Source organism: Pseudomonas sp. HD6422 (assembly GCF_025377065.1).
Lineage (GTDB): Bacteria > Pseudomonadota > Gammaproteobacteria > Pseudomonadales > Pseudomonadaceae > Aquipseudomonas > Aquipseudomonas putida_U.
This window is the reverse complement of the sequence record NZ_JAHWIW010000055.1, coordinates 15,902-27,425: the sequence shown is the minus strand read 5'-3', so window position 1 is coordinate 27,425 and position 11,524 is coordinate 15,902. Positions and strand designations below refer to the sequence as shown.

At 64.1% G+C, this 11,524-nt stretch carries 12 protein-coding genes; 6 read left to right on the top strand and 6 right to left on the bottom strand.

Annotated elements, in window-relative coordinates; all coding sequences use genetic code 11:
* Positions 1-107: 107 nt before the first annotated feature.
* Positions 108-1,697: an ABC transporter substrate-binding protein gene (locus KY379_RS25920; protein WP_133325443.1), complete on the bottom strand. Its 1,590-nt coding sequence runs from the start codon at positions 1,695-1,697 to the stop codon at positions 108-110.
* A 385-nt stretch (positions 1,698-2,082) separates the two neighbouring features.
* On the opposite strand from KY379_RS25920, the gene rpmB reads away from it, so the two are divergent.
* Positions 2,083-2,319, top strand: a complete 237-nt coding sequence (gene rpmB, locus KY379_RS25915) for a 50S ribosomal protein L28 (protein WP_003258972.1) — start codon at positions 2,083-2,085, stop codon at positions 2,317-2,319.
* A gap of 10 nt (positions 2,320-2,329) precedes the next feature.
* The gene (gene rpmG / locus KY379_RS25910; RefSeq protein WP_003253507.1) at positions 2,330-2,485 is read left to right on the top strand and encodes a 50S ribosomal protein L33; all 156 of its coding nucleotides are present in this window, start codon (positions 2,330-2,332) and stop codon (positions 2,483-2,485) included.
* A gap of 102 nt (positions 2,486-2,587) precedes the next feature.
* Here rpmG and KY379_RS25905 read toward each other — a convergent pair whose 3' ends face one another.
* Together KY379_RS25905 and KY379_RS25900 are read right to left on the bottom strand one after the other, a co-directional pair.
* Positions 2,588-2,788, bottom strand: coding sequence for a hypothetical protein (locus KY379_RS25905; RefSeq protein ID WP_133325441.1), 201 nt, complete (start codon positions 2,786-2,788; stop codon positions 2,588-2,590).
* A gap of 96 nt (positions 2,789-2,884) precedes the next feature.
* Positions 2,885-3,244: a cupin domain-containing protein gene (locus KY379_RS25900; protein WP_133325439.1), complete on the bottom strand. Its 360-nt coding sequence runs from the start codon at positions 3,242-3,244 to the stop codon at positions 2,885-2,887.
* A 197-nt stretch (positions 3,245-3,441) separates the two neighbouring features.
* Here KY379_RS25900 and KY379_RS25895 point away from each other — a divergent pair, with 197 nt between their 5' ends.
* Both KY379_RS25895 and KY379_RS25890 read left to right on the top strand, forming a co-directional pair.
* Positions 3,442-4,935 (top strand): aldehyde dehydrogenase, encoded by a 1,494-nt coding sequence (locus KY379_RS25895; protein WP_133325437.1) that lies wholly within the window; start codon positions 3,442-3,444, stop codon positions 4,933-4,935.
* A 141-nt stretch (positions 4,936-5,076) separates the two neighbouring features.
* A complete protein-coding gene (locus tag KY379_RS25890; protein ID WP_133325435.1) occupies positions 5,077-6,216 on the top strand; it encodes an MFS transporter in 1,140 nt (379 codons plus the stop codon).
* 34 nt (positions 6,217-6,250) lie between these two features.
* Here the strand turns inward: KY379_RS25890 and KY379_RS25885 are convergent, their stop codons facing one another.
* A complete protein-coding gene (locus tag KY379_RS25885) occupies positions 6,251-7,804 on the bottom strand; it encodes a phospholipase D family protein (protein WP_261239271.1) in 1,554 nt (517 codons plus the stop codon).
* Positions 7,805-7,864: 60 nt separating this feature from the next.
* The gene (locus KY379_RS25880; RefSeq protein ID WP_165976033.1) at positions 7,865-9,295 is read right to left on the bottom strand and encodes a PLP-dependent aminotransferase family protein; all 1,431 of its coding nucleotides are present in this window, start codon (positions 9,293-9,295) and stop codon (positions 7,865-7,867) included.
* 177 nt (positions 9,296-9,472) lie between these two features.
* Here KY379_RS25880 and KY379_RS25875 point away from each other — a divergent pair, with 177 nt between their 5' ends.
* A complete protein-coding gene (locus KY379_RS25875; protein WP_133325429.1) occupies positions 9,473-9,703 on the top strand; it encodes a DUF1127 domain-containing protein in 231 nt (76 codons plus the stop codon).
* Positions 9,704-9,716: 13 nt separating this feature from the next.
* Here KY379_RS25875 and KY379_RS25870 read toward each other — a convergent pair whose 3' ends face one another.
* Positions 9,717-11,009 carry an NAD(P)/FAD-dependent oxidoreductase gene (locus KY379_RS25870; RefSeq protein ID WP_261239264.1) on the bottom strand — a complete coding sequence of 431 codons (1,293 nt, stop codon included), beginning with the start codon at positions 11,007-11,009 and terminating at the stop codon, positions 9,717-9,719.
* A gap of 160 nt (positions 11,010-11,169) precedes the next feature.
* Between KY379_RS25870 and KY379_RS25865 the strand changes: the two genes are divergently transcribed.
* The gene (locus tag KY379_RS25865) at positions 11,170-11,523 is read left to right on the top strand and encodes a YkgJ family cysteine cluster protein (protein WP_133325425.1); all 354 of its coding nucleotides are present in this window, start codon (positions 11,170-11,172) and stop codon (positions 11,521-11,523) included.
* Position 11,524: the final 1 nt, after the last annotated feature.

The window sequence follows — 11,524 nt, the reverse complement described above, 5'->3', positions numbered from 1 at the left end:
GCCCCCGCCCCCGCCCCGCGCGCGCCCACCCCCCCCCCCCCCGGCCCCGCCCGGCGGGCGCCGTACCTGTGGGAGCGGGCTTGCCCGCGAAGAGGCCGGTGCAGGTTTCAGCGGGTTGTCGAAACCTTGCTCAAATCCAACCGCCCGAACGGACTCACTTGATACCCCTCGACCCCCTTGCGCAGCAACGTCGCGGCAGTCGGGTGCGCCAGCGGCACCCACAGCGCCTGCTGCTGGATCAGCGTCTGGGCTTGCTGGTACAGCCGGCTGCGCACGCTCTGGTCATTGGTCGTACGCCCGGCGCTGATCAACTGATCCAGGCGACTGTCGCAGAACCGTGCGAAGTTGGTCCCCGACTTCACCGCTGCGCAGGAAAACTGCGGGCTGAGGAAGTTGTCCGGGTCGCCGTTGTCACCGGCCCAGCCCATGAACAGCAGGTCATGCTCGCCGGCCTTGGCGCGGCGGATCAGCTCGCCCCATTCGATCACACGGATTTCAGCCTTGATACCGATCTTGTCCAGGTCCGCCTGAAGCATCTGCGCGCCCAGGCTAGGGTTGGGGTTGAGCAGGCTACCCGATGGGCGGGTCCAGATCGTGGTACTGAAGCCATCGGGCAGACCGGCCTTGGCCAGCAAGGCCTTGGCCTTGGTCAGATTCAGCGGGTAACCAGGCAGGTCCTTGGCGTAACTCCAGGTGTTGGGCGGATAGGGGCCGTTGGCTGCAATGGCCTTGCCCTGAAACACGGCCTTGAGGTAGGCGTCCTTGTCGAAGGCGAGGTTGATCGCCTGGCGTACCTCGGGCTTGTCCAAGGGTGGATGTTCGCTGTTGATGGCGACGAAGGCCGTCATGAAGGCCGGGGTCTGGGCGACCTTCAGGTCGCTGTCCTTGGCGGCCTCCGCGATGTCCAGCGGCTTGGGCGAAAGGGCCAGGTCGCATTCGCCGCGCTTGAGCTTCTGCAGGCGTACATTGGCGTCGGTGGTGATGGCGAAGATCAGGGGGTCGACCGCCGGCTTGCCGGCGAAATAGTCCGGGTTGGCGCGGTAGCGCACTACCGCGTCCTTCTGGAAGCGCTGGAAGACGAACGGCCCGGTGCCCACTGGCTGGCTGTTGAGCTTTTCCGGAGTGCCGGCCTTGAGCAACTTGTCGGCGTACTCGGCCGAGTAGATCGAGGCGAAGCCCATGCTCAGGGTAGCGAGGAAGGTGGCGTCGGCATGGTTCAGGGTGAATCGCACGGTCTGCGGGTCCGGCGCTTCGATCGCCTTGATCAGGCTGCCGAGTTGCAGCGACTGGGCATGGGGATAGCCACCGGGTGCGGTCTTGTGCCAGGCGTGGGCCGGGTAGAGCATGCGCTGGAAGCTGAACAGCACGTCGTCGGCGTTCAGTTCACGGGTCGGCTTGAAATAGCCGGTGGTGTGGAATTTCACCCCGTCGCGTAGCTTGAAATCATAGGTCAGGCCGTCGGCGGAGACGCTCCAGCTCTGTGCCAGGCTCGGCACCACCTTGCCTTGGGCGGCATCGAACTCGACCAGGCGGTTCATCAAGACGTCCGCCGAGGCGTTGGTGGTGGTCAGCGAGTTGTACTGGACCACGTCGAAGCCCTCGGGGCTGGCTTCGCTGCACACTTTCAGGGGGGCGGCCTGGGCGATGCCTGCGGCGAGCAACGAGGTGAACAATAAGGAAAGGGCGGCGGCGCGCATCGGAGCTCCTTGGTGGGTCAGTGACCTATCTGACCGGTGCAGTCGGTAAACGTCCTACCCTAGTGTGGGATAAGGCAAATGACCACATCCTTTTTTACGAAACTGGCGACGAGTGGTCGACTCTTGGGGAGGCCTGCCGCTATGCTGGGCGGCGCGTTCGACCTGCGGGCCGGGATGCCGGAAATGGCAACGAGCAATATCACGACATGTTGTTGTGGCGTAGTCTTTCTGGTATAAAGCAGCGCTCTTTTCTAGGGGCTCGGCCTGTCGCATCAGCGGATCCGGTCGGTAAGACCTCCAGAATCACGGCGCCTGGCGCCAAAGACTGAGAGATTAAGCGGCCAACCCATGCCGGGTTGGGCATGTGGTTTTAGAGGGCTGAGTCATGTCGAGAGTCTGTCAAGTTACTGGTAAGGGTCCAGTAACCGGGAACAACATTTCCCACGCAAACAACAAAACCCGTCGTCGTTTCCTGCCGAACCTGCAGCACCACCGTTTCTGGGTTGAGTCCGAGAAGCGTTTCGTGCGTCTGCGCGTTTCTGCCAAAGGCATGCGCGTCATTGACAAGCGTGGTATCGACGTAGTGCTGGCCGAGCTGCGTGCTCGCGGCGAAAAGTTCTAAGGAGAACGTCATGCGTGAATTGATCCGTCTGGTTTCGAGTGCTGGCACTGGCCACTTCTACACCACCGACAAGAACAAGCGCACCACTCCGGACAAAATCGAGATCAAGAAATACGATCCCGTTGTTCGTAAGCACGTGGTGTACAAGGAAGCCAAGATCAAGTAATTGATCGGCGACCTGAAAAAAGCCCGCATCCGCAAGGACGCGGGTTTTTTTTTGCGCATGAAAAAGGCGCCTCGAAAGGCGCCTCTTCGTCCCGGCGGGGACTTACTGGATTTTCAGGCCGGTGATGATGCCATTGTCATCGACGATGATCATCACGCGATCCCCGCGGATGTCACGGGTGGTGATGTCGTTCGGGCCTGCAGCCGTGGCCAGCCCGGTCAACTCGAGAATGTAAGGCTTGACGGTTTCGACGTAGCAGCTGGCAATGACGTGACGGGCTGGGGCGAGGATATCGGTGGTCATGGTGTTTCTCCTTGAGTGGTGTCCGAGATGGACGCCACGATGATCCAGTGACTGCCTCGCTGCCTGGCGTTAACCGGATACCGCCCCGCCGATCGATCATTTGCTCTCGAACATCACATAGATCTTGCGGCAAGGCTCCAGCACCTCCCAGGTGCCCTTGAAGCCGGCCGGGATGACAAATCGATCGCCCGCGCGCAAGGTCTTGGCGTTGTCCTGCTCGTCGCGCAGCACGGAGACGCCCTGGACGATCTCGCAATACTCATGCTCGGTGTAGTTCACCGTCCATTGGCCCACCTCGCCTTCCCACACGCCTGCAGCAAACTGACCGCAGGGGCTCGAGTAGTGGTTGTAGACGGCCTGGTCAGGTTCGCCCTTGAGGATTTTTTCTGCCGCCGGCCGGTAGCGTTCGGCTTGTGTCAGGACCTGGGCGAAGTCGATGATGCTGTCGATACTCATGGTGCGGCTCCTGTTGATTGTTTAATAAAATGCACATCAGTAGGCTTTTGAGCCGTTCGTGTCAAATATATTGATAGTTTACACAGGCTGGTTTAGGGTATCGCGTGCCAGTGTGCGCTCGTCGCCCGGCCAGAATTCTGACAACGCCTGTGAGTCCTCAGTGCGGCGTTGCACCTAAACAAGAGGAGGAGTTTCGTATGACCACCCTGACTCGTGCAGACTGGGAACAGCGTGCCCAGCAACTGAAGATCGAAGGCCGTGCCTTCATCAACGGCGAATACACCGATGCCGTCTCCGGTGAAACCTTCGACTGCCTGAGCCCGGTCGACGGACGCTTCCTGGCCAAGGTCGCCAGCTGCGACCTGGCCGATGCCAACCGGGCCGTGGAAAACGCCCGTGCCACCTTCGACTCCGGCGTCTGGTCGCAACTGGCACCCGCCAAACGCAAGGCCAAGCTGATTCGTTTCGCCGACCTGCTGCGCAAGAACGTCGAAGAGCTGGCGCTGCTCGAGACCCTGGACATGGGCAAGCCGATCAGCGACTCCTCCAGCATCGACGTTCCGGGCGCGGCCAACGCCATTCACTGGACCGCCGAAGCCATCGACAAAGTCTACGACGAAGTCGCCCCGACCCCACACGACCAGCTGGGCCTGGTCACCCGTGAAGCGGTCGGCGTGGTCGGTGCCATCGTACCGTGGAACTTCCCACTGCTGATGGCCTGCTGGAAACTCGGCCCGGCCCTGGCCACGGGTAACTCCGTGGTGCTCAAACCGTCCGAGAAATCCCCGCTGACCGCCATTCGCATCGCCCAGCTGGCCATCGAAGCCGGCATCCCGGCGGGCGTGCTGAACGTGCTGCCAGGCTACGGCCACACTGTCGGCAAGGCCCTGGCCCTGCACATGGACGTCGATACCCTGGTGTTCACCGGCTCGACCAAGATCGCCAAGCAACTGATGGTCTACGCCGGCGAATCGAACATGAAGCGCATCTGGCTGGAAGCCGGCGGCAAGAGCCCGAACATCGTCTTCGCCGACGCGCCGGACCTGCAGGCCGCTGCCGAAGCCGCTGCCAGCGCCATCGCCTTCAACCAGGGCGAAGTGTGCACCGCCGGTTCCCGCCTGCTGGTCGAGCGCTCGATCAAGGACAAGTTCCTGCCCATGGTGGTCGAGGCCCTGAAAGGCTGGAAGCCAGGCAACCCGCTGGATCCACAGACCACCGTCGGTGCTCTGGTCGACACCCAGCAGATGAACACCGTGCTGTCGTACATCGACGCCGGCCACAAGGATGGCGCCAAACTGCTGGCCGGTGGCAAGCGCACCCTGGAAGAAACCGGTGGCACCTACGTCGAACCGACCATCTTCGACGGTGTGACCAACGCCATGAAGATCGCCCAGGAAGAAATCTTCGGCCCAGTGCTGTCGGTGATCGCCTTCGACACCGCCGAAGAAGCCATCGCCATTGCCAACGATACCCCGTATGGTCTGGCCGCAGGCATCTGGACTTCGGACATCTCCAAAGCCCACAAGACTGCGCGTGCCGTGCGCGCGGGCAGCGTCTGGGTCAACCAGTACGACGGCGGCGACATGACCGCGCCGTTCGGCGGCTTCAAGCAGTCGGGCAACGGCCGTGACAAGTCGCTGCACGCCCTGGAGAAGTACACCGAGCTGAAGGCGACCTGGATCAAGCTGTAAGTCGCTGGGGCCGCTTTGCGGCCCATTCGCGGGACAAGCCCGCTCCCACAGGTTCTCCACGACTTTCGATGCCGGTGGTAAATCTGTGGGAGCGGGCTTGTCCCGCGAATGGACCTGGAAAAATCTGCCTGGGAGGCCGCTATGCGTTGGGGAACCTACTTTGCCGTGCTGGCGTCGGTGCTCAGTGTCGGGCTCGCGCTCGGCGTGAGCATGCCGCTGGTGTCCTTGCGCCTGGAGGGGTGGGGCTACGGCGGGTTCGCCATTGGCGTGATGGCGGCGATGCCGGCCATCGGCGTGCTGGTCGGTGCCAGCCTGGCCAGCCGCCTGGCAGGTTGGGTCGGCGTGCCTGCCGCGATGCGCCTGTGCCTGTGGGGCGGGGCGCTGTCGATCGGCCTGCTGGCGTTGCTGCCGAGCTACCCGCTGTGGTTGGCGCTGCGCCTGCTGATCGGTATGTCGCTGACCGTCGTGTTCATCCTCGGCGAGAGCTGGATCAACCAGCTGGTGGTCGAGCAATGGCGCGGGCGCCTGGTGGCGCTCTACGGCAGCAGTTACGCCCTGAGCCAACTGGCCGGACCTTTGGTGCTGGGCTTTCTCGGCTCCGACGATGACTTCGGCTTCTGGGCAGCGACCGGCCTGCTGATGCTGGCCCCCTTGCTGTTGCTGGGCCGCGGCGGGGCACCGAGCACGGAAGCGTGCAGCGTGACCTTCGGCGACCTGTTCGGCTTCTGCCGACGGCTGCCGGTGATCGCCTGGGCCATCGCCCTGTTCGCCGCGTTCGAGGCGATGATCCTCACCCTGCTGCCGGTGTACTGCCTGCAACAGGGCTTCAGCACGGAAATCGCGCTGTTCATGGTCAGTACCGTGGTGGTCGGCGATGCGGTACTGCAGTTACCGATCGGTGCCCTGGCCGACCGCATGTCGCGGCGCACCTTGTTCACAGGCTGCGCGGTAGCGTTGCTGGGCTCCAGTCTGGCGATCCCGTTGTTACTGCACACGCTGGTGATCTGGCCGCTATGGGTGCTGTTCGGGGCCAGTGCCGGCGGCCTGTTCACCTTGTCGCTGGTGTTGATCGGCGAGCGTTACCGGGATGATGCGCTGGTGCGCGCCAACGCCCATGTGGCGCAGCTGTGGGGCATCGGTTGCCTGCTCGGGCCGCTGCTGGCCGGGGCCGGCAGCCAGTGGATCAGCGGCCATGCGCTGCTGTGGCTGATGGCGGCTGGGGCTGCGGGATTGGTGGTTTTGACCCAGCGGCGCGGAGCGTTCGAGCCAGTATCAGCCTGACGGCCCATGGGGCCGCTATGCGGCGTACCGCCGGCTACAGCATCTTCTCCAGGCCGACCGCCTTGCTCACCCAGGCGTTGAACCGACGCCACAGCCCGCCCGGTTCGGACGTCAGCATGTGACGGTGGCCATCGTCCTCGGTGACCCAGACCAACTTGCCTTCCACCAGCTTCACTTGGTAGCTACGCGCCGGGGCCATGCCCTGCAGTGCCAGCTCGCGGGTGTATTCGGCCAGCTCCGGGCTGTCTACCATCACCCCCACCTCGGTGTTCCACAGTACCGAACGCGGGTCGAAGTTGAAGGAGCCGATGAAGGTCTTGCGTCGATCCAGCACGATGGCCTTGCTGTGCAGGCTCGAATCGGAGCTTCCGTGCCAGCTCAGTCGCCCTGCGCTGGGGTCACCGGGTTGGCGGCGCAGCTCGAACAACTGCACGCCATGTTTGAGCAGTGCCCGCCGATACGGCGCGTAGCCACCGTGTACGGCCGGCACGTCGGTCGCTTCCAGCGAGTTGGTCAGCAGCTTCACCGAGGTGCCCCGGTCGGCGCGGCCGGTGAGATACAGCAACCCCGATTCACCAGGAACGAAATAAGCGGAGACCATGATCAGTTCCCGGGTGACGCTGTTCAGGTCCGGCGCCAATTGTCGGGTCATCAGCAGCGCAGGGTCCGGCTCATCCTCGGCCAGGACCTTGCTGGGCGCATCCCACAAGGCCTGGCTGTGCGCCCAGATCAGTTCGTTGCGCCAGACATCCAGATGGGGTCGCGACTGGTAAGCCATCAACCGATCGTACAGGGCCTTGCGCTGGGTACGCGCCTCGGCCAGGGAGACCTCCAGTCGACGACGACTGTCGTGCAGGTCGGCAAGGGTGGGTTTGTGCCAGAGAAATTCACCGATCGGACGGCTCAGGGCGCTGTTCCAGTACTGATCGAAGCTGTGTCCGAGCTGCTCGGCCACCGGGCCTACACCCAGCAGGTCGATGTCGGTGAAGTTGAGGTTGGGTTCTGCGTCGAAATACTCGTCACCGAGGTTGCGTCCGCCGACGATGGCCATGGCGCTGTCCACCAGGAACAACTTGTTGTGCATGCGCCGATGCTGGCGCGAGAGGTTGAACAACCGGCCCATGGCCCGTGTGGCGCCGGTGCTGCGGCCCAGATGCAGCGGGTTGAACAGGCGGATATGGATGTTGGGGTGGGCATCGAGGGTGCCGATCAGGGTGTCCAGGCCGTCGCTGGTGGTGTCGTCGAGCAGGATACGGATGCGCACGCCACGGTCGGCGGCGCGCAGCAGCTCATGGACCAGGGCCCGGGTACTGAGGCCGTCGTGGACGATGTAGTACTGCAGGTCGATGCTCGACTGGGCGTTGCGGATCAGCTCGGCCCTTGCGCGGAATGCTTCGTTGCTGTTGGGCAGCAGGCGAAACCCCGATTGCCCTTGGTAAGGGGCGGCCTGGCGCAATACCGAGCGACCAAGGGACGAGTCACTGGCGGCCAGGGCCTGGCTGACCGTGCGCGGGCCGTCGGTGCTGGCGCAGCCGCCCAGGGCAAGCAGCAGTGCCAGCAGAAGAGGCAGAGCTCGCTGGAATCTCAAGGTTTCATGGTCCTGTGCGGCACGGTCTTGGGAGGTTGGACTGTCGGGAGGGGCGCAAAGTTACGCCTGGTTTGCATCTTGCTCCAGTAGACGAAGGGCGGTTTCGCCGACCTTGCGCACCGCATCCTCGATCTGCGCGCTGGGCCGTGCCGCGAAATTCATGCGCAGGCAATGGCGGAACTTGCCCGAAGCCGAGAAGATGCTGCCCACGGCGACCTGCACACCTTGCTCAAGTAAAGCGCGGTTCAGGCGCAGCGTGTCGAAATGTTCAGGTAGTTCCACCCACAGCATGAACCCGCCCTGGGGCCGACTCATGCGGGTACCGGCAGGAAAGTAACGTGTCACCCAGTCGCTCATCAGGTCACGGCTGCGTTGGTATTGGCTGCGCATGCGGCGCACGTGCGGTTGGTAGTGCCCGCCCTGGATGAAGTCGGCGATCGCCAGTTGTGGCTGGCTGGCAGTGCTGCCGGTGCTGATGTACTTCATGTGCAGCACTCGCTCCAGGTAGCGACCGGGGGCGACCCAGCCGATGCGCAAACCGGGAGCCAAGGTCTTGGAGAACGAACTGCAGAGCAGCACGCGGCCGTCTTCGTCGAACGACTTCAGGGTACGTGGGCGCGGGTAGGTATAGGCCAGGTCGCCATACACATCGTCCTCTAGAATCGCCACGTCGTAGCGTTGCGCCAGGTTGAGCAGGGCCTTCTTGCGAGCCTCGGGCATGATGTAGCCCAGGGGGTTGTTGCAGCTCGGAGTGATCTGGATGAGCTTGATCGGCCACTGCTCGAGCGCCAGTTCCAAGGCCTCGAGACTGACCCCGGTGACCGGGTCGGTGGGGATCTCCAGGGCCTTCATGCCCAGTCCCTTGAGGGTCTGCATGGCACCGTGGAAGCTGGGCGAATCCACCGCGACGATATCGCCTGGCTCGCACACCGCGCGGATGCTGCACGACAGCGCTTCGTGGCAGCCGGTGGTCACCACCAGATCGGCCGCACCCAGGCGGCAGCCGGAGTCGAGCATCAAGCGGGCGATCTGTTCGCGCAGGGCCAGGTTGCCGTGGATGTTGTCGTAGTACAGGCCAGGCATGTCCTGACGCCGGCTGAGTTGGGCCAGGCTGCGCAGCAGCGGCTTGAGGGTAGGGCTGTCGATATCGGGCATGCCGCGGCCGAGCTGGATCACGTCCTGGCGCGGGGTGCTGCGTACCAGGTCCAGCACCTGTTCCCACTGGGAGATGTCCACCGGGCGCTGGACCGGGCGGCTGACCGCGGGCAGGGCGGGCAGGTGTCGATGCTCGCAGACGAAGTAGCCGGACTTCGGCCGGGGCGCGACCATGCCGCTGTCCTCGAGCATGCGGTAGGCCTGCTGCACGGTGCTCAGGCTGACGCCGTGCTCGACGCTCAGGGCACGTACCGATGGCAGGCGCTGGCCGGGGCGGTAGAGACCTTGCTCGATACGGGCGCCGAGCAGCTCGGCGAGGTTGAGATAGAGCGTCACGGCAGACTCCTGCGCGGTATGTGGGTGTCGACCAGTACAGATACGCTGAAAATCCGCCATTCAGCTGTTAGATAGCCCGTTCTGTATGGGAATAATAGGCTGATTTTGGATCTGTATTGAAGCATCTGTCGGCGGCATGCTTTCCCCACGGTATCAACTGAACGTGAGGATGCAGTGATGGGTGGCATGAGTGATGTGCGCTTGCAGCTGTTGGCCAAGGAACTGGAGGCCGGACAGCGGAATCAGGTCTTCGACGCGCCGGCCGGGTTCGGACGCTGGGCCCTCATGCTGCACCGCTGGCACACCCGCAGGGCATTGTTGGAGCTCACGGAAGACCAACTGCGTGATATCGGAATCACCCGTGAGCGTGCCTGGGAGGAGGGGCGTAAGCCGTTCTGGAAAGAATGAGGGCCAAGAGACCCTAGGCCAGTTCCTTGAGCCGGTGCCAGAGCATGCCCAGCGCCAGCAGCGGCGAGCGCAGGTGCTTGCCGCCGGGGAAGGTGATGTGCGGCACCTTGGCGAACAGGTCGAAGCGCCCGCTTTCCTGGCCGCTGATCGCCTCGCCGAGCAGCCGTGCGGCCAGGTGCGTGGCGTTCAGTCCGTGGCCCGCGTAGGCCTGGGCGTAATAGACGTTGGGCTGGCTGGCCAGGCGGCCGATCTGCGGCAGGCGATTGGCGCCGATGCCGATCATGCCGCCCCACTGGTAGTCGATGCGCACGTCGGCCAGTTGCGGGAACACCTTGAGCATCTTCGGTCGCATGTAGCTGGCGATGTCCTTCGGGTCACGGCCCGAATAATGGCAGGCACCGCCGAACAGCAATCGGTGGTCGGCAGACAGGCGATAGTAGTCCAGGGCCACGCGCTGGTCACACACTGCCATGTTCTGCGGCAGCAGTTGGCGTGCACGTTCCTCGCCCAGTGGCTCGGTGGCGATGATGTAGCTGCCGGCTGGCAGCACCTTGCCGCCCAGTTCGCGGTCGAGGCCATTGAGGTAGGCGTTGCAGCACAGCACCAGGGTCTTGGCCCGCACCCGGCCCTGGGCGGTATGCACCTGCACTTGCGGGCCGTGGTCGATACGCGTGACCTCGGACTGCTCGAACAGCTTCACGCCCAGGCGGCTGGCCAGGGCCGCTTCGCCCAGGGCCAGGTTGAGCGGGTGCAGGTGGCCCGAGCCCATGTCGATCAGGCCGCCGACATAACGCTCAGAGCCGACCACGCTGTGAATGTCGTCCTGGCCGACCAGCCGCACTTCGTGGCGATAGCCCAGGCTGCGCAGTTCCTCTGCATCCTCGGCGAAGCCTTTCAGTTCGGCGGGCTTGTTGGCAAGGTCGCAGTAGCCCCAGGTCAGGTCGCAGGCGATGGCGTGGCGCTCGACGCGCTCACGCACGATGTCCACGGCTTCCAGGCCCATCCGCTTCAGGCTGTGCACGCCTTGCTCGCCGATCACCGGCAGGAACTGCTCAAGGCCGTGGCCTACGCCACGGATCAGTTGCCCGCCATTGCGCCCGCTGGCACCCCAGCCGAGCTTGCGGGCTTCCAGCAGCACGACCGAGAAGCCGCGCTCGGCCAGTTCGATGGCGGTGTTCAGGCCGGAATAGCCGCCGCCGACGATGCACACGTCGGCGACGTGTTCGCCTTGCAGGAAGGAGTGGTCCGGGTGTGGCGCGCTGCTGGCGGCGTAGTAGGAGGCGGCGTGCTGCGCGCTGTGGGTCATGGGGCGGACCTGCTGGCTGTGGGCTGAGGGAGGGAGGATAAGCCGGGGTTGGGAGAGCGGCAACCGGCGAGCGCTGCGTCCCCGTTCGCGGGCTCATCGGGGCGCCGGACCACCGCGAATGGGCCTATAATCCAGGCAAATTCCCAGCGCTGTACCTGCCATGCCCTGCAACCGCCACAAGATCCACTTCTTGCGCGAGCTCATTCCCTCCTTCGAGTGCGAGCCCGGCTGCCACGACTGCTGCGGCCCGGTCACCACTTCTGCCGAGGAAATGGCCCGATTGCCGCGCAAATCGCAGGCCGAACAGGACGCGGCCCTGGAACGTCTGGACTGCGTACACCTGGGGGCCAACGGCTGCACGGTGTACGAAGAGCGCCCGATGATCTGCCGTCTGTTCGGCACCACCCCGCGCCTGGCCTGCCCACGTGGCCGTGGCCCGGAGCAGCCGATCGAGCCCGAGGCCGAACAGCTGGTGCACCAGTTCATCGCCAGCACTCGCCAAGTGCTGGTCTGAA

Excerpts from the sequence above, each read along its gene's own strand:
- KY379_RS25905 (WP_133325441.1), bottom strand. The coding sequence starts at position 2,788 with ATGACCACCGATATCCTCGCCCCAGCCCGTCACGTCATTGCCAGCTGC.
- KY379_RS25875 (WP_133325429.1), top strand. The coding sequence starts at position 9,473 with ATGGGTGGCATGAGTGATGTGCGCTTGCAGCTGTTGGCCAAGGAACTG.
- KY379_RS25865 (WP_133325425.1), top strand. The coding sequence starts at position 11,170 with ATGCCCTGCAACCGCCACAAGATCCACTTCTTGCGCGAGCTCATTCCC.
- rpmG (WP_003253507.1), top strand. The coding sequence starts at position 2,330 with ATGCGTGAATTGATCCGTCTGGTTTCGAGTGCTGGCACTGGCCACTTC.
- KY379_RS25920 (WP_133325443.1), bottom strand. The coding sequence starts at position 1,697 with ATGCGCGCCGCCGCCCTTTCCTTATTGTTCACCTCGTTGCTCGCCGCA.
- rpmB (WP_003258972.1), top strand. The coding sequence starts at position 2,083 with ATGTCGAGAGTCTGTCAAGTTACTGGTAAGGGTCCAGTAACCGGGAAC.
- KY379_RS25895 (WP_133325437.1), top strand. The coding sequence starts at position 3,442 with ATGACCACCCTGACTCGTGCAGACTGGGAACAGCGTGCCCAGCAACTG.
- KY379_RS25900 (WP_133325439.1), bottom strand. The coding sequence starts at position 3,244 with ATGAGTATCGACAGCATCATCGACTTCGCCCAGGTCCTGACACAAGCC.
- KY379_RS25870 (WP_261239264.1), bottom strand. The coding sequence starts at position 11,009 with ATGACCCACAGCGCGCAGCACGCCGCCTCCTACTACGCCGCCAGCAGC.
- KY379_RS25890 (WP_133325435.1), top strand. The coding sequence starts at position 5,077 with ATGCGTTGGGGAACCTACTTTGCCGTGCTGGCGTCGGTGCTCAGTGTC.